This window comes from Pseudomonas sp. Z4-20 (genome assembly GCF_051131955.1).
Taxonomy (GTDB): domain Bacteria; phylum Pseudomonadota; class Gammaproteobacteria; order Pseudomonadales; family Pseudomonadaceae; genus Aquipseudomonas; species Aquipseudomonas marvdashtae.
The window spans coordinates 2859344-2876865 of the sequence record NZ_CP071641.1 but is presented as its reverse complement, the minus strand read 5'-3'; the positions used below and the strand labels follow the sequence as shown (position 1 = coordinate 2876865).

16 protein-coding genes are annotated in these 17522 nt (G+C 49.2%); 13 read left to right on the top strand and 3 right to left on the bottom strand.

Annotation, left to right across the window (positions count from 1 at the left end):
- The first annotated feature begins 25 nt into the window (after window positions 1-25).
- The 10 genes from pstC to J3P82_RS13065 all read left to right on the top strand — a co-directional run bounded on the left by pstC (window position 26) and on the right by J3P82_RS13065 (window position 10132).
- Window positions 26-817: a phosphate ABC transporter permease subunit PstC gene (gene pstC / locus J3P82_RS13110; RefSeq protein ID WP_434557218.1), complete on the top strand. Its 792-nt coding sequence runs from the start codon at window positions 26-28 to the stop codon at window positions 815-817.
- Entirely contained in the window at window positions 804-1667 is an 864-nt protein-coding gene (gene pstA / locus J3P82_RS13105) for a phosphate ABC transporter permease PstA (RefSeq protein WP_434557217.1), read from the top strand. The genes pstC and pstA overlap by 14 nt, the downstream gene beginning before the upstream one ends.
- On the top strand, window positions 1658-2503 hold the full coding sequence (locus tag J3P82_RS13100; protein ID WP_434557216.1) for a phosphate ABC transporter ATP-binding protein: 846 nt from the start codon (window positions 1658-1660) through the stop codon (window positions 2501-2503). Before pstA ends, J3P82_RS13100 begins: the two co-directional genes overlap by 10 nt.
- A 39-nt stretch (window positions 2504-2542) precedes the next feature.
- A complete protein-coding gene (locus J3P82_RS13095; protein ID WP_434557215.1) occupies window positions 2543-3607 on the top strand; it encodes a methyltransferase domain-containing protein in 1065 nt (354 codons plus the stop codon).
- 34 nt (window positions 3608-3641) lie between these two features.
- A complete protein-coding gene (locus tag J3P82_RS13090) occupies window positions 3642-4298 on the top strand; it encodes a class I SAM-dependent methyltransferase (protein ID WP_434557214.1) in 657 nt (218 codons plus the stop codon).
- A 58-nt stretch (window positions 4299-4356) separates the two neighbouring features.
- Window positions 4357-5616: a cytochrome P450 gene (locus J3P82_RS13085; protein WP_434557213.1), complete on the top strand. Its 1260-nt coding sequence runs from the start codon at window positions 4357-4359 to the stop codon at window positions 5614-5616.
- A gap of 16 nt (window positions 5617-5632) precedes the next feature.
- Window positions 5633-6442, top strand: coding sequence for an alpha/beta fold hydrolase (locus J3P82_RS13080; protein WP_434557212.1), 810 nt, complete (start codon window positions 5633-5635; stop codon window positions 6440-6442).
- A gap of 113 nt (window positions 6443-6555) precedes the next feature.
- Complete coding sequence (locus J3P82_RS13075) at window positions 6556-7059, top strand: arsinothricin resistance N-acetyltransferase ArsN1 family A (RefSeq protein ID WP_434557211.1); 504 nt, start codon at window positions 6556-6558, stop codon at window positions 7057-7059.
- 66 nt (window positions 7060-7125) lie between these two features.
- On the top strand, window positions 7126-7641 hold the full coding sequence (locus J3P82_RS13070; RefSeq protein WP_434557210.1) for an arsenate reductase (azurin) small subunit: 516 nt from the start codon (window positions 7126-7128) through the stop codon (window positions 7639-7641).
- 13 nt (window positions 7642-7654) lie between these two features.
- On the top strand, window positions 7655-10132 hold the full coding sequence (locus tag J3P82_RS13065) for an arsenate reductase (azurin) large subunit (RefSeq protein ID WP_434557209.1): 2478 nt from the start codon (window positions 7655-7657) through the stop codon (window positions 10130-10132).
- Window positions 10133-10259: 127 nt separating this feature from the next.
- Here the strand turns inward: J3P82_RS13065 and J3P82_RS13060 are convergent, their stop codons facing one another.
- A complete protein-coding gene (locus J3P82_RS13060; RefSeq protein WP_434563815.1) occupies window positions 10260-10397 on the bottom strand; it encodes a hypothetical protein in 138 nt (45 codons plus the stop codon).
- Window positions 10398-10714: 317 nt separating this feature from the next.
- On the opposite strand from J3P82_RS13060, the gene J3P82_RS13055 reads away from it, so the two are divergent.
- The 3 genes from J3P82_RS13055 (at window position 10715) to J3P82_RS13045 (ending at window position 13469) form a co-directional block, all read left to right on the top strand.
- Complete coding sequence (locus J3P82_RS13055) at window positions 10715-11371, top strand: hypothetical protein (RefSeq protein ID WP_434557208.1); 657 nt, start codon at window positions 10715-10717, stop codon at window positions 11369-11371.
- A 516-nt stretch (window positions 11372-11887) separates the two neighbouring features.
- Entirely contained in the window at window positions 11888-12106 is a 219-nt protein-coding gene (locus J3P82_RS13050) for an antitoxin Xre/MbcA/ParS toxin-binding domain-containing protein (RefSeq protein WP_434557207.1), read from the top strand.
- Between the two features lie 1189 nt (window positions 12107-13295).
- Window positions 13296-13469, top strand: coding sequence for a hypothetical protein (locus J3P82_RS13045; RefSeq protein WP_434557206.1), 174 nt, complete (start codon window positions 13296-13298; stop codon window positions 13467-13469).
- 2646 nt (window positions 13470-16115) lie between these two features.
- On the opposite strand, the gene J3P82_RS13040 is transcribed toward J3P82_RS13045, so the two are convergent.
- Together J3P82_RS13040 and J3P82_RS13035 are read right to left on the bottom strand one after the other, a co-directional pair.
- A complete protein-coding gene (locus J3P82_RS13040; protein ID WP_434557205.1) occupies window positions 16116-16769 on the bottom strand; it encodes a hypothetical protein in 654 nt (217 codons plus the stop codon).
- Entirely contained in the window at window positions 16766-17467 is a 702-nt protein-coding gene (locus J3P82_RS13035; protein WP_434557204.1) for a hypothetical protein, read from the bottom strand. Before J3P82_RS13035 ends, J3P82_RS13040 begins: the two co-directional genes overlap by 4 nt.
- Window positions 17468-17522: the final 55 nt, after the last annotated feature.

The following is a 17522-nucleotide window of genomic DNA, read 5'->3' as shown; positions in this document are numbered from 1 at the left end:
CTGCGGGATGACATGTGTTTTTATAATGCTGCTGATGTTGGTTTTTATATTTAATCAAGCGTACATTTTTTTGACATCAATAGGAGTTGAAAGAGTTTTTACCGACAAAACGTGGAATCCTGACTCCGGGTTTTATAATTTTGTACCCATGATTATTGGGACGGTGTTGGTGAGCATAGGCGCGATAGTAATCGCAGCACCGATAGGTTTAGGCATAGCAATTTTTTGCAATTTCTACGGAGAGAGATGGGCAGCTAGATTTCTTGAGCAATTGCTTGCGTTGCTCGCGGGTGTTCCATCAGTTGTATATGGGTTGTGGGGATTGATGGCGGTCACGCCGATCATCTACAAAGTTAAACCACCAGGCGCAAGTTTGTTGGCAGGGGGTTTGATACTTTCGTTGATGATCATCCCAACTGTTGGATTAATTGCAAAAGAGAGCATAAGGCGTGTGCCTTCTTCACTAATAAATGGGGCTGCTGCTTTAGGGCTTTCAAGAGAAAGAATTATTTTCAGCGTCGTTCTTCCGTCAGCGCGAGCAGGACTATATGCGGCCGTGACGTTAGCCTTAGGCCGCGCACTAGGCGAGACAATGGCGGTGTTAATGGTTACAGGGAACGTTGTAAAAATCCCGACCACGATTTTTGATCCGATTAGGACTTTGGCTGCAAATATTGCATTAGAAATGGCTTATGCAGCGGATATTCATAGATCGGCGTTGTTTGCCAGTGGATTTGCGCTGATGCTTTTGGTGATTGCACTGGTCGTGATGTCGGGTTTCTTTAACCCCAAGGAGGTGATGCGTGAAATATCGTAAGCTTCCGACGAAAACTGGCACATTGTTGACGATAGTTGTGTGGGGTTGCGCTGGTTTAGTTGTTTGCGTCTCCGTCGCTATGTTGGCGGATATTTTGATAAATGGGGCATCCAAAATAGATTGGGCGTTCATTACGCAACCACCAAGCAATAGCGGGAGGAGTGGAGGTGTTGGGCCCATATTGGTTTCTACAATGCTCATTTTATTCGTGTGTCTTTGTGCTGTTATACCTATAGGGCTTGGAGGGGCCATCTTACTGGCTGAATATCTCCCCGGTACGTCTCCGCTTGGAAGAAGCTTCCGAGCGACCTTGGAAGTATTATCCAGCATACCTTCTATCGTTTTTGGATTGTTTGGAAATATATTGTTTTGCGATCTCTTAGGGTTAAAGTTTTCAATTCTTTCAGGAGGACTAACTTTAGCGTGCATGGTGTTGCCGATTTTTATAAGATCGACTGAGCAGTCGCTGCAGTCGATCTCCAATACTTATCGCTACGGGGGGGCTGCGCTAGGGATGAATAAAACGGAAGTGATCTTCCAGATACTAGCGCCGGCAGCGCTGCCAGGAGTCACTGTAGGCTTATTAATCGGAGTAGGCAGGGCGCTTGCAGAAACCGCGGCTCTTATATTTACGAGTGGTTACGTAGACAGGATGCCCTCTTCGCTGCTCGACTCTGGACGCTCGTTGTCCATTCACATTTATGATTTGTCGATGAATGTTACGGGTGGTGACTCCAATGCTTATGCCACTGCTTTCGTCCTGATTGTGCTTATCGTTTTGATTAATTGTTTCACTATTGCGATGAAAAATTTGTGGATGCATCAAAGAGGGGATATAGAATGTCTATAAAATTAGAATTCAACCGCTCTCATGTAGAGGGCAATGGAGCGAGCAGCTATGTCAATGTAGAAGTCGCCCCCCTTGTTGCGTTTGAAATTAGTGATTTAACAGTGGCTTATTCGGATAAGTCAGTATTGTCTCGCGTAAATCTAAATATTTCCAAAGGGTCAATTACAGCTTTGATAGGCCCATCAGGGTGCGGAAAGACAAGTTTTTTGAATTGTCTAAATCGCATGGTGGATCTCATTCCTGATTGTTCTGTAACCGGGCGAATAAACTACAACTCACAAAATATCCTTGAGGAGCGGCATGACGTTATCGAACTGCGTCGCCGCGTTGGGATGGTGTTTCAGCGGCCGAATCCGTTTCCTACAACAATTAAGCGTAATTTAGAAATAGCGCTCTACCAAGCAGGTTTCCGAGGCGCGAAAGAAACTCACATATCGATGGAGGCTCAGTTGCGCAGAGTCGGTCTGTGGGAGGAGGTGAAACATGACCTTGATAAGCCTGCTACTCGACTGTCTGGAGGGCAGCAGCAGCGTCTCTGCATCGCAAGAGCGCTGTGCTTAAGCCCGGATGTCTTACTGATGGATGAACCTTGCAGTGCTCTAGATCCATTGTCCAGCGCGAAGGTCGAAGAGCTTATAGCGAGCCTAAAAGAGCAGTGCACTATCGTTATAGTTACTCACAACTTGGCCCAGGCACGCAGGATTTCCGATCATTGCGTAATGTTCTGGATGAATGGCCTTTCGGGCCAGATTGTCGAAAGCGGGGCAACAGAGTCATTGTTTAGTAAGCCGCAGCACGTTGTCACTGCTAGTTATATAAGTGGTGCACTCGCATAATCTATTAATTCAATCAGCGGTATAAACAGGAGTAGAAAAATGACAGATCATATTGGACTTTCCGTTCGCGAAGATTACGCTGCCCTGGCTGAAAATCGCGCAGATCCTATCCTTGCTTCTCACACGCAAGTGGTCTGCTGCAGCGAAGCATATGATGTAAATCTTATGAAAAAAGTGCCTAAAACAGTGGTTGATGCAGATTTTGGGTGCGGGAATCCTACCAAGTATATCCGTTCAGGGGACGTCGTCTTGGATCTGGGCTGTGGGGCGGGTATGAATTGCTATATTGCAGCTCAAATTGCTGGCCCTTCAGGCTCAGTTATTGGTATAGATTTCAACGACGCAATGCTCAGCATCGCTCGTAAAGCCCTACCTGAATTCTCATCCAGCGTGGAAGCCGCACCATTGGCATTTCGCATGGGATCTGCGCACGATCTGGCCCTTGACCTTGACCAAGCAAATGATTATCTGCGATCCAATGCGCCAAGTGACGTAGTTGGTATTCAAAAATATCAAGATTTGGCTGATAAGCTACGCCATGAGAACACGCTCATTGGGGATAACAGTGTTGATGTGGTCATTTCAAACTGCGTCATTAACCTGTTAGCAGATAGAGATAAAAACCTAGTTTTTCAGGAAATCTTCCGTGTACTGAAGCCTGGGGGACGGTTTGCAATTTCGGATAACGTTTCAAATATCCCCGTGCCAGAGGTGGTAAAAAAGGATGCAATGCTCTGGTCGGCATGTTACGCAGGGGTACTTCAGGAGCAACAATTCTATTCGAGCCTGGAGACTACTGGTTTTGCGGGAATCACAATTGAAGTCAGGAATGATGATCCTGCAAAAATCATCGAAGAGCTGGAATTTTATTCGATTACTGTGACCGGTGAAAAGCCGCTACAGAGTTGTGGTGTTGAGAGTCCGAAGGTTATGTACAAAGGCCCGTCAAAAGCCATTGTTGGGGACAGTGGAAAAATGTACCGTCGCGGCGTCCCTGATACGCTGTCAGTTGCTGATCGGTATCTAATTTCATCTGATGGCCCATTTTATATTCTGGATTCAGAGGCGGTTAATCAAGCGCCTGCAAAAAGCTCGTGCTGCTAGTCATTCAATATCTGGTCGAATTGGAGAGTTAGTCATGTCTGCGAATCCTGAAGAAAAAACGATTAACGGAACGACCACTCGTGCTTTTTTTAATGAAAGATCAGCTCATTGGAGTGAGGAACGGAAGACATATTTTTCGGATGATGTCCGCTCCTATGTGGTCGACTTAGGGCAGTTTCAGCCAACAGATACCGTCATGGATTTTGGTGCAGGGTCTGGTTTTTTAACTGAGGCTCTGCTGGAAGGCGGTTTGAGTAAAGTAATCGTTGCGGACATTAGTCCCAATATGCTTGCTGAAATAGGAAAAAATCCACGCTTAGGCGGAAAAGTTGAAATGCGTGTTGCTGAAGAGAATGGACTTCCAGCCCAAGAAGGGGAGCTTGATGGGATTGTAACAAATATGGTTCTTCATCATTTGACCTCGCCGGCACAGTTTTTTATTGATGCTAAAAAAAGTTTAAAACCATCAGGCAAGCTGATCGTCACCGACTTAATAGAGCACACTCAGTTCGACTTTCAAAAAGAACAGCATGATCGTTGGCCGGGGTTCAGCATTATGCAGATTGAGGACTGGATGAGAAATGCCGGCTTCTCATCTTATACCGCTGGGAAGGTTGGTAAAAAATGTTGCGGTAGCGTCGTAGGCGCCGCTGGTGGTTTTGACGTTTTTTATGCTTTAGGCGTTCGGTAATGTAGTGCTTTAAATACTGTCTTCAGTTAATCGCCACCAAGGATTATGGGGAAATACAATGAATACTCTCAGTTCGGTTCGTTCACCAGAGACTGCCATTCACTACAATGTTTTGTCAGATGAGTTTAGAGCGAATCCTTACCCTACGTTCCAATGGTGGCATAAGAACGAAGGTATTTTTTATGATGCTCAGCAAAAATACTGGATCGCTTTCAAATATGACACCGTTAGGAAGCTGTTAAGAGATCCAGCGTTGACGGTGGAGAGGTATGTGGACTCTCCCAGTGGGGATGAACTGGTGTATGATGAAAAAATCAGAGAGATGCTTTCAATATGGATGTTGAATAATGATGGTGAGAAGCATAAGCAGGCTCGAAACTCGTTAATTCCATTATTTACAACTCGCGCATTAACAGATTACGAAGTACTTATTCGTGAGCAGGTTGCGAGTGCGTTAGATGTTTTTGAGTCGGGCAAAGGCTCTACCGAGATATATCAGGAAATAGCGTTTCCTCTGCCAGCCAAGATTATCATGTCAATTATGGGGCTGGGCGAGCTCACCGAAAGTCGGCTGAAGGATCTTCAGCGCTACTCGGATGTTATTTCTACTTATGTAGGGAGCGCCGGCAGAGCGCCAGGTTGTATTAAGCCCACATATGATGTGCTTATGGAGTTCTGCGATTTGCTCATGGAGAGCCTGGCAAATCGTCCCGCGAATTTCGATAAGACGTTGACAGCGCGTCTTATTGAAATTTATGGGGATGGATCCACCCGGGAAGAACTGCATGCTACGTTGTCGAACATCATTTTGTTTATTGTTTCTGGCTTTGAGACTACTACAAATTTGATTCTCAATACATTTATGGCTCTCGCAAAGAACCCGGATATAGAAGGCTGTCTCAGGGAAAATCCAAGCTTGATCGATTCATTTGTGGAGGAAACGTTGCGTATATACCCTCCAGTTAACCGAACTGCCAGAAAAGCCCGCGAAACGATTGAGATTGATGGCGTCTGTATTAGTCCCCAAGACTTGGTTATCTTGTTTATGGGGGCAGCCAACCGAGATCCAGAAGTATTTCCTGATCCAGACACATTTAAACTGGCACGTCCCGAATTGAAAGAGCATCAAGCGCTCTCATTCGGCTATGGGCCTCATTTGTGCATTGGTCGGATGCTCTCCCTTTTAGAATTGCGTATTTTTTATCAAGAGCTGCTGGCGCGGTTTTCAAGACTCAATATAGATATTGATACATTGAAATGGCGCGACAATTCAATATTTAAGGGTATTCAGACGTTAGAAGCATCACCTTTGAAATAGCTTTGGAGTAGTGGTTATGCAGTATGTGACGAACGATGGCATTACCATTGATTATGACCGTTTGGGAGAGGGAGAACCGGTTCTCTTTATACATGGCTGGGCGTCCAGTGCTTCTACGTTCAAAAAACAGCTGAGTTACCTATGCGATGACTTTCTACTGTTAGCTCCAGATTTGAGGGGGCATGGCCGTTCCGCCAAGGTTACTCGGGGCGGGCGAATAAGTCGTCTCGCCATGGATCTTCATGAGCTATTGGAGCATGAGGGGTTAGAGCGCGTTAGCCTAGTCGGGTGGTCTATGGGCTGTTCCGTTATCTGGAACTATATAGACCTATTTGGTGAGGGGCGGATAAAAAAATTAGTGTTTATTGATGAAATTCCTTTTGTACTTGGGACGTCATCGATGATGACCGATTGGGGTGATGCAGAACTAGACATTCGGCCACTCACAAACCTTTATAAGCGATTTATTCCCGAGTTAACTCGTGAAACTGAAATTGCTAATTTTATTTTGGGTATGTTGAAGACCGCTTCACCTACCGAAAGGGAAGAAGTGATCGCGATTGCGAAGTTAGCATCCAGTTTCTCAGCGGCCAACATGATTATCAATAATAATGTAACTGATTGGCGGGATCTCTTCAAACACATAAAATCGCCAACGTTGCTGGTGTCTGGCAGCGCCAGTTTTTTTCGACCCGAGTTTTATGAATGGATGGGACAGCAGATTTCCGATTGCCGGATCGTGACAAAGGAAGGGGCAGGTCACTTTTTGCATCTGGAAGAAGCGGAATGGTTAAATCCTATACTGCTTGATTTCTTGAGTGGTTGAATCACCTGTCCGTTGCAGCGATGGTGTGATTTTGAGATGTGCAGTAGGGCAGATCCCAGAGCTTTAGGAATAGAACTAGACGCGCGGCAGACTACCATAAGGATGAAGCATAGATGTCTATTCGCTTGGCCCAGCCTAATGATGCTGCAGCGGTAGCAGAGATTTACAACCAAGGAATTGAGGATCGTACCTCGACCTTTGAAACGTTACCGCGTACAGCTGAGGAGATCCGCGGCCGGATCAACTCAATGGAGCGTTACCTCTATTTGGTGTATGTGGATGAGGAGGGGCGGGTTGTCGCTTGGGCAAATTTAAGCAGTTATCGAGCGCGAGACTGCTATAGCGGAATCGCTGATTTCTCAATCTACCTATGCCGTGATGTACGTGGACGAGGCATAGGAAAGCAGCTGCTTTTGGCTCTTCTTGAAGAGAGCGAGAAGCGTGGTTTCTGGAAGCTGCTGTCACGAATTTTTACTTTTAATACCGCCAGTCTTGCGCTCTGCCGCTCCTGCGGTTTTCGACAGGTTGGAGTCTATGAAAAGCATGCGTGTCTTGACGGTCGCTGGCTTGATTGCGTGATCGTCGAACGCCTTCTTCCAGTTAATCAACCAGAGTGAAAGCACAAACCAGTCGCGTTGCCGGCGGGCAACTGCCCGTGACGCAAGCACAATACGGAGGCTGAGATGACATCGATATCCAGGAGAGTCTTCTTAAAGGTGGGAGGCGGGGTTGCTGCGAGCGTGGCTATCGGAGTACCTGAACCGACACAAGCGGCGACAACGCCAGCGGTAGAGGGGCGAGTAAATCTCCCCTATCAAATGAAAGCGATCGCCAATGCGCAGAAATTGCAGGTCAACACACCAGTTCTGTTTTTCTATCCCGACGCGTCCTCACCTTGTGCGTTGATCAAGATCGGCGCTCCTGTTCCAAGTGGCGTCGGCCCGGAGCGCGACATTGTCGCCTACAGCACGCTATGTACACATATGGGTTGTCCGGTCGCCTATGACCCAGAACAGAAGTTGTTTAAATGCCCTTGTCATTTCAGCATTTTTGACCCTGAGAATATTGGCCAAATGGTTTCCGGCCAAGCTACTGAAAACCTTCCAAGCATAGTGCTCGAATATAACCCCAACGACGATTCGATACGTGCTGTTGCCGTAGAAGGGTTGATCTACGGACGTCAGTCCAACCTCCTGTAATAAGGATATTCAAATGGCAACCAACAAAGATCGTATGGCGCTCCCCCCGCCTGAGGCCCAAAAGACCAACCTGACTTGCCACTTTTGCATCGTGGGTTGTGGCTATCACGTGTACAAATGGGCGGAAAATCAGGAAGGGGGGCGGGGGCCCGATGATAACGCGCTAGGGCTCGACTTCCGCAAACAGGTACCTCCCTTGGCGGTCACCATGACGCCTGCGATGCAGAACACGATTACCGATAAGGATGGCAAGCGCTACAACATCATGATCGTGCCCGACAAACTGTGCGACGTTAATAAAGGGTTGTCATCCACGCGAGGCGGTCAACTGGCTAAGGTCATGTACACCCCCGATGGCGTGGGTAAAGAGCGGTTGCGCAGTCCACGCATCTACGTGGCTGACCAGTGGGTAGACACCAGTTGGGATGATGCGCTGGCACTTTACGCTGGCGTGACCAAGAAGATTCTTGATAATCATGGGCCCGCCGATCTGGCCTTCGACTGCTTCGATCATGGAGGCGCTGGAGGCGGGTTTGAGAATACGTGGGGCACCGGCAAGTTGATGTTCACAGCGTTGAAAACACCGCTGGTACGTATTCACAACCGCCCTGCCTATAATTCCGAGTGCCACGCTACTCGTGAGATGGGCATTGGCGAACTCAACAACAGCTATGAAGACGCCGAGTTGGCTGACGTCATTTTTGCTATCGGCTGCAACTCGTACGAAACCCAAACCAACTACTTTTTGGCCCACTGGGTACCCAACTTACAGGGGCAGACGGTCGACAAACGTAAACAGCGTTTTCCTGGAGAAACCGTTGCCCCAACCAAAGTGATTTTTGTTGACCCTCGTAGAACACCGACCATTGCCGTAGCCGAACAAGCGGCAGGCAAGGACAACGTGCTTCACCTGGACATCGAACCGGGAACGGATATTGCCCTGTTCAACGGCCTGTTGACCTACGTGGTTGAACAGGAATGGCACGACAAAGAATTTATCTCTGCCTATACCAAAGGGTTCGACCAAGCACTGCAAGCTAACCGATTGTCCCTCGAAGAAACCAGCCGGATCACCGGCGTGTCGGTAGCCAAGCTCAAGCTTGCCGCAGAGTGGGCCTACAAGCCTAAAGCTTCTGGCCACCGACCTCATACCATGCATGCCTATGAAAAGGGGATCATCTGGGGCAATGACAACTATCTCATCCAGTCTGCCTTGGTCGATTTAGTGCTTGCGACCCATAACGTAGGACGGCGGGGCACGGGTGTGGTGCGAATGGGTGGGCATCAGGAGGGATATACGCGCCCCCCCTACCCAGGTACTACCAAAATCTATGTGGATCAGGAGATCCTCAACGGTAGAGGCATGATGTACACAGCATGGGGGGCCAATCCGTTCCAGACCACTCTCAATGCCCAACAACATCGTGCTGTTATTGCGAAGCGCGCCAATATTGTTAAAGAGGCCATGGCCAATGTTCGCGGCGGCTCAACCGCGCAGATGGTGGATGCCATCTATGATGCGGTGAAGAACAAAGGAGGGCTCTTCCTCGTCAATATTAACCTCTACCCCACCAAGCTAGCAGAAGCCGCCCACGTGATGTTGCCGGCAGCCCACCCTGGTGAGATAAATCTTACCTCCATGAATGGGGAACGCAGGATGCGACTGTCCCAAAAATTCACCGATCCTCCTGGTTCAGCGAAAGCCGACTGCCTCATTGCGGCGGCTATCGCCAACACCCTCCGGCAAATGTATACCGTCGAAGGAAAACAGGACATGGCGACGCGCTTCGCAGGGTTCGACTGGAAAACCGAAGAAGACGCTTTCAACGACGGCTTTCGTATGGCCGGGCAACCCGATGCCGGCCCTATTGATAGTCAGGGTGGAAGCACGGGCAACCTTGTGACCTACGAGCGACTGCGAGCCATGGGCAACAATGGAGTTCAGTTACCCGCCAAGGAGTACCGCGACGGCAGATTGATCGGCACAGAAATGTTCTACACCGACTACAAGTTCGACACGCCGGACGGCAAAGCCGAGTTCAAACCAGCGAAGTGGCCAGGCTTTCCGAAGCCGGTGGCAGAACAGAAGGAGAAACACCAGTTTTGGGTTAACAACGGACGCATCAATGAGGTGTGGCAAACTCTCTACCACGACCAATACAACGATTTTGTGAACCGGCGTGTGCCGATGGCTTATCTGGAAATCAACCCTGACGATGCCCAAGCGTTGGCTATCACCTCCGGGGATGTAGTCGAGGTGTTCAACGACTACGGCTCGTCATACGCACTGGCCTACCTGGAGCGGGATATCAAACGGAATCAGACGTTCATGCAGTTCGGCCACTTCAATGGTGTTATGGGTAATTTGATCACTCCATGGACTGACCGAAACGTAGTGCCCTATTACAAAGGAACATGGGCGAGTATTCGTCGTATCGGGAAAGTGGAAGAATTTAAAGAAACGATCAGCTTCAAGTCTCGAAGATTTTAAGGGATAGCTCTTTCACACCTGCGAGACGTTTTTTCTGTAGTCTTTACGATCATGGTTGTTGGGCGAGCGCAGTCTCGCAGTGACCAGGGAGGAGGTTGTGCGCAAACCTGTCCTTCGAGGGGGGGCATTAACAGGCGAATCCATGGCTGAGCCTATCGAGTTCTGCCTTCACGAGTTCGTATCCCACTCGACTGCGAGCTATTTGCAGCCGCGAACAATCACCGGTTTCTACTGTCGGCTGGCTCAGCCAATGATCGGCTTTCACTTTGTTGCCAAACACCAGCTCGGCTTGGCATTGTTATCAATCGAGCCTAGCTGTAGGCCGAGCATGGCTGATGTGAAAGAATTTTTCCTCGCTGCCTTGGAGTTCTTGGGGACAAGCTTTCTATTGGTTGCCTGACACAGTTGATGCGCGGTGCGGTAGTTCGAGCTTACGGTCTGAATCGCCTGCGCTCGCTGGATCGCTTCATTATTGGCGATCTGGCCCTCGCTGGGACATGCAGCATCAGAACATGGTGGCCAGCAGATAGGCTGAAAACCAGTGGTGTGGCATGATGTGGCTTTGAAATTGGACTCAGTTAAATGAGCTTGGAAACGCCTGACCTAATCATAAACTGCGGCATCGCGTTCTTCTCGGCCCTCGCCGGTGCCTACGCGGGTGCCCGCGGCGCTACGCACTGGCAAGAAAGGCGCGAGGACAAGCAGCGCGAAGCGGATCGTGAGGCAGTTATTTTGAGAGCCGCTATGCTCTGCAAGCACTACGCCCAGATATGTTCAAAGATCAAAGGAAAAATAACCGAAGATGGAGTTAATCTGGAATGGTTCCAAGTGAATGTTGTTGATATTTCCATGTCATCATCATTAGAGCAAGACCTCCCAAGTTTGTTTGCACGTCTCGGCAAAAACCATGGTGCGCTGATCGAAAGCCTTATTCATGCTGAATGGGTTGCAAAGTCTGCACTTTCGGTGTCGCGCATTAGAGACATCGAATATCGTGAACTACAAAATTTTCTTATCAAAAAAGGTTCTGCTCAAAAGCTCTCCAAGCCAGATGCGATTTCGCTTATTGGTACCGCTTGGGAAGCTAAGCTTGACTCTATGACCAAGGACTTGCATGAAGCAGTAGCACAATCCATGGAGCAGAATAGAGTTTGCCATAATGAGCTGATTGGTTTGCTTCCCGCGGAAAAGCGAAAGGGAAAGGAACTAATAAAGAAAGAACCGACCCTGAACCTTTGAATTGGTCAAGATTGCACCTTTCTGATTCGCTTGGCAGGTCAATGGCTGGACTGCCAAACGGAAATCTATTCATCGATCCATGGAAGCATATCGCCAGGTTACAGCAACAATCGGAGAAGGTTGCGGTATGGGTTTGTAACCTGAGGAGACTAGGCGGCTTACTCCCTAATGCGCACTGAGTAGACCTCAGACTTACCTATGTAGACGATGGATCACGCATTGGAATCTCAATTCGTTCACCACCATAGAAACAGCCGGGTTGTGACTATGCGCACCGGCTAACCGTAGCTGGTAGCCCCTCATTGCCCGATGTGCCCCTTGGAAGAGGCGATTGAAGAGAATCGGGTGTACCTGTTGACGTTAAATGCGCAATTCCAAGCACCGCTGCTCTGAAGCAGCTCAGCGCTGGAGCATCGCAAATGGCAGCAGACGCTCGCCGAGCAATCGACCATAATCACAGCTCGACGCGGGCGCACGCCCGGCGTGAGGCATAGCCAAAGCGGAGCGCGCTTTCACATGAGCACTTTGTCCCCTGATCAACACGACCGTTACCTAGAAGTGCTCGAAGCAGCTAAGAACTTGTGTAACGGCGATCTCGATGCAGCGATGCGCTGGATGTCTCACCCACTCAAAGCGTTTGATGGCAAAGCTCCTGCCAGCATGGTTGCAACCAGATTGGAGACTGACACGGTGATTGAGTTTGTCAGGCGCTTAGAACATGGGTTTGTCGCCTGAGTGATCTCGAACTGGCCCTTTTGCCTACGATGCTATCGTGGGCCAAGGCTTGGCGGTCATCAAGGGTATATACCAACGCTCAGGCTGTTTGCCGCCGCACTGGCTACCGGTACGTTGAAGCTCACGCAAGAAGACGCCCGGGCACTGCTCGAGGAGCCTATAGAAAAAGGCCTCCAGCCTTCAGAGTGCCCCTGCTCACCCAATGGGCGCTGTTCCCTGCCTCTGAACGGTAGAGAGGAGGGTGTAAACCAGTTTTCAATACTGTTAACCGCTGTGATTTACAGTGCAAAAAATTGGTTTACAGTTATCTGTGTGAGGCGACAGTGGCTGGAAAACTTCCTAGAAAAATTAAGGATCACCCTAGTTTTTACGGATCTTGGGCGGTTGTCTCGTATCTAAGCTATAGCTTAGTTTTTCCCTGGCTGCGCAAAGCGTTGACGCTGGTGGGAAAGGTGGGGGTGAGCGTGAGGGCAGGGTGCCCGTGCGCGCGCGGCTGAAAATACTGTGTATACATACAGCTTTATTTTAACCCCAAGAATCTGGCACCTGGGTGTCCTGATTAACGATGTCGACCATGGCGGTGATCGCCAGTGGAGAATGACTAAGGCCCGTGCCAGGCCTGATTGAGGCTCATCAGGAGCCCAGCACAGGACGCGTCGGCACATTTGAGACCTCGGTAGTATCGTATTTTACTAGACCTGTATATATATACAGCCAACGTTCCCTTTTAAGCTAAGCACTGCACAGATCGTTCCACAAGGCAGCGCATGACTAGCGGTGGCTGCAGGAAGACCAGGTGTGCTTATCATCGGCGCTGATCTTGACCCTTGAAGACACAACGATTGGATGACCTGAGCCAGTTGGACGCACGAAGCCATGTGGATGTTCAGACTGAACTCATGGCTTCTTGCCCGTAGCACCTCGATTCTATTGTGCGAACTGGAGGGGATTTCGGGGCGGTTGGCCTACGAATCTCACGATTTCAAACTTTACGTGATCAGCTTCAACCATGGGGGTTGGCCAGCCACATTTGAACACGGCCTTCCCAACCGGCTTCACAGAAACGCGCGTCTGGCCAAAAGTTGTGGGCTCCGTCAGCATTCAGTTGCTTGGCAAGCTCTCGCTCGCGCGCACCGATCAAACACCAGGCCACGAAGAATCTCTCGTCCCAGTCAGCAGAACATAATAGATGTACTGGGGCGTCAGTTCCGAGACTCAGTTGATCAGCTTCGCGATCGAAACAAAACATCCCGTTCAACTGATCCAACAAGGATCCTTCCGCCATGATGTCGACGGCTTTGAAAAACCAACCAACCGCTTGGAATCGGCTGATTTTGACGAGTTTTTTCTGGGCGGCGGATAATGGGCGGGTGCCAAACCATTTTTTGGTTCGGGCGCGAGAGTGTGAAGGGGACTTGGCCTCGGGCTTTTAAATGCCTCCATTATTGTTATTGATCGCATACTGATATATTAAGAATGGAGCAGCAGTAGGCGCAATCCGATTCAAGTAATAATCGTATCGCCTGACGATGTCTGATGTTAAATAAGCGCTCGCCGATGTTCATGTTCGGGTGTATCCACCAATGTTCAACCAGGCGGCGCAGTAACTGTCGATGGGTAGTGAGCACAGTCGCAATTGACTCTGTTCATCTGATTGAGACCGAGTATGTAGCCTGGCACAGGTAGGGGCGCCAATGCCGGGGAGGGCAGTTGCAATAGCAGCGCGCAGGCCCTTGGCGCAGACACGAGGATGGAAGCCTCCGGGCTAAGACCCCGACGAAGTAAGGCTTGATGTACGACAGCCATGCAAACATTAGTTTATGAGCTTGTTAAAATCTGAAAATGGATTCTCACGCAAGTGACCAGCTCTCACGAGAGTAACAAAGCATGAATTACACCATCCTACTATCCGACTAGCACGTGCTATCTGGGTCGCTTTATCTGGACGTAGTTTATAAAACGGACGCCAGTTCTGATTGATCCTGAATGCGGGATCCTCATATAAGCCGTTGTCCCTGAACGCACGCCCTTGAACCACCCATTCGGCTGAGGGGTTCATACAGAATACGTAAAATTGCTCCACCTCATGCACCAATATATCTGCTGGTGTTTTTCTCAGAATCAACAGAGACCAAAGCGTCAGCTTTTCGAAGGCCATGAGCTTCAACCGACTTGAAACTAGCCTCGCGAATAGATCAAAAAATGATACGCCAGCCCTACAGACGTCAATATCTAGAAACTTATTGATCCCCACTAGCATATTAACTCTAAGTGAAACACTCAAAGATCTGAGGCTTCGAGATGACATACCAAAAAGTGGAATAGGAGCTATCGGGAGGCTGGAGGAGTTACTGTTTGAGACCAAGAACATGTCGTCAATCGCTCGATGAGTCAGCTGCTTGTTACTAATTCGTTTCCTAAATTGGGCAGATGCCTCTACGTTTGACGCTTGTCTAACTTCGATTTTTTTATTGCAATTCGCGCACCTTAGGAGTAGCGACTTGAGTATCTGTGTTGGTGAATACCCATCAGGGCAGAGATCAGGAAGCTCACAAGTGAAATTGACTAGGGCTCTTCGCGTGAATATTGGATGCTGCTCTGTAGGTTGTGGGTACTTAGACAACCCAAGATGCTTCCGCCAACGAAAAAAAAATTTCATGTAGCCACTGGGCAGTTCCCGTTCTAGCATGCCTGTATTCGTGGCAAGTCTAAACGAGTCACCGGCATCCGCCTTTAGTACAAAGCACTGCATACTAAATTCATTGCAATACTTTGCTAACTCAACGTGACTTATGCGCAGATATAGCGATGTTGCAAATAGAAACAGACCACGTTCGCTAGCAACCCTACCTGACCGATATTGTTCCAGTATTTCCAAGTACTCTAAAGCCAGTTCTTCTGCATTTTGACAGCAGCACTGCCTGATTGTAGTACGTTTAGGTGAAGGAGGGCATATCACAAGACTGGCGCTTTTGGAGCTAAACCGGAAAAATCTATTCAGAGTAAAACGCACCCGCTCAGGATCTAATATTGGAGAAAAGCACGGGCGCCACTTTGGGTTCGGCCTCGAAATACCACGTACCGCTACGAATCGCCTAGTTCCTCTTGTACCTAACCATGTTTCCGGGGGCGCCTTCAAAAAATTAATGAATTCCGAAATATCTTTACCTATAAGCATGCAAAGTGGAACCTTTTTTATAGAAAAGCACCAGAGAAGCAGTCGCTCTATTACGTATAAATCTTGCCTCGCGTTAACGCGCCTCGACATAGTCGTACTAAAGTAATCCACCAACAGTTTATAGCCATCCTGAGCAAGCAGTATTGAGGGAAGCGACCGCAGATAATTCTGTACTAACGAGATTTCTGCTGCAGAACTCTCCGAGCCGACTGTCGTTGGTAGCCCTTGGTTTGTCAGCAAAGGGTGAAATGAAACGTCCATCTGAGCCCACTAGCAGAAATAATCATCCACTGAAATGTACGTAATGTCGCGAGGTGCGGCAATCATCACGTCCAGGGCTGGATAAAACCGGGATTTTCCTCCGATTAACTCGCGACAATGGGAGCGGTACGCATGTCTCGCATGATCATAAAAGCATAGGACTTTATTAGAAAAATCAACGAGATGTAGGATTTTGAGGGAACTGGCTTTTCGCTTTTCCGATTAACCATCAGACGAAGCCAAGATGACGAGTCTGGTTGTCATTTTTTCTAGCGCATCTGCAGTGTGTTTCGAAGAGTCGAAGAATCAGTGGGTTAGGTAAAACTCGCTCCGATCATTCGTTGCTCGGCGGGCGCGTAGGAATCTAAGGAATCTCCTTAGGTAAGCCACGCATGTACGCGGCCTGAAAGGCTTTCCGCGAAACCGACGATCGTTTCCGATAAACTGGTAGCACTCACAGCAGGATGATAGGGGCCGGACGCCAGTAACGCTGTAAACAGGATTACACATCTTGTTTAACATAATATACATTATGCGAACCATTGAATCAGCTCCTGTAGCTCAATGCCCTCATCGAGAACTGACCGCTTCTTCAAGGAAAGCTTGTGCTCGTTGATAGACCGGCTCTTCATGCCTGCGCATTTGCTGCCAAACGAGTTGCGCCTGGACAATCGTGACCGCATCTAGGACTTTCTGTGTCCAGCGGTCATCCTCTGGATGTACTACGACAACCCGAAACCCATGGTCGTTACCTTCAATTTGCACGCCTTCGGAATCATCGACATGCAAGTCGATATCAAACGCCGGCGGATACTTTGAAGGCGAATTCGCCAGCCCATGCACCGTCAATGCGCGATTGTGCAGCACGCTGTTGACCACTCCATCGACGCGGATACCGTATAGCAGCAACCAACGTCTGATGTAGGACGGCGTGCGACCGGACGACGTGTAGACCCAGATGCTGCAATCCTGGCGGCGCAACTCTCGGATCAGCGAACGCGTGCCCTCGCGCAACGGCTCACCCAACCAGCGATGAACACAGGCTGGCAGCCTGCTTTGTTCGACTGCGCAGTGGTGAAGTTGGCAGGCAAGTGTGTCATCGATATCAAACGAGATTCGTATGCGCTGACGCTTGAACAGCTGCGTCGGCAGAGCGCAGCGGATGGCCTGCCCTACCCGGCTGCTGAAGGTTTTGCACTTGACGAGCGTTGCAGACCCGCTCATCGATGACCACCTTGATAAAGGGGTAAAGACTTGCCTTTGAGAAAAAACTTCATCGGATCAGGTGCCTGTTCTTCTAGGAAAGCTGCGTATTTTTTCTTGATCTTGGGCAATTCGTACAAGGCCTTGACGCCATGCTTGGCGGAATTGCGTATGACCGAGGACGGGTTGAAATAGCCCTCGGCGTTCTCCAGCGTCAGCACGAAAGGAGGCAATCCGGCGCGCATGAGCAAATAACTGACGATCAGCGACCCACTGCGGTTGTTACCTTCGATGAACAACTGCGGCTTGCTGAGGATGCGGACATAGACGCCAGCAGCACGTTTCCAGACTGATTCGCTGCGATACGCGCAGTACCAATTGAACAAATCCTTGATGCCTCCTTCAACGTTATTGAAGAAATGCTCCTCTGTCGCTGCCAGGTGCTGGGCATATTCCAAGCGGCGTGCCGGGTCTCGGCCACAGAGTACCGTGGCATTGATCTCCAGCATCAAGTTCAGTTGCTGAAGATCGAACAGGTCAACGCCGCGGGCAACATACTCGTCAACCAATGCGTAACCTTCAAGCACATTGTGCAGCACTTCATCGGTCAGGGGATCGCGGGGCTCTGTGAAATGCCGGCTAAGTTCGGCGAAGCGGCTCTGCACTTCACGCAGTGCGCGTTCAATTGCTGGCAAATCAAGCCGATGTGTTGCGGGCATTGGTGCTCCTTGGAAACGCGGGTAAATGTCTACCGGATGCCCGCCAAATCCATTT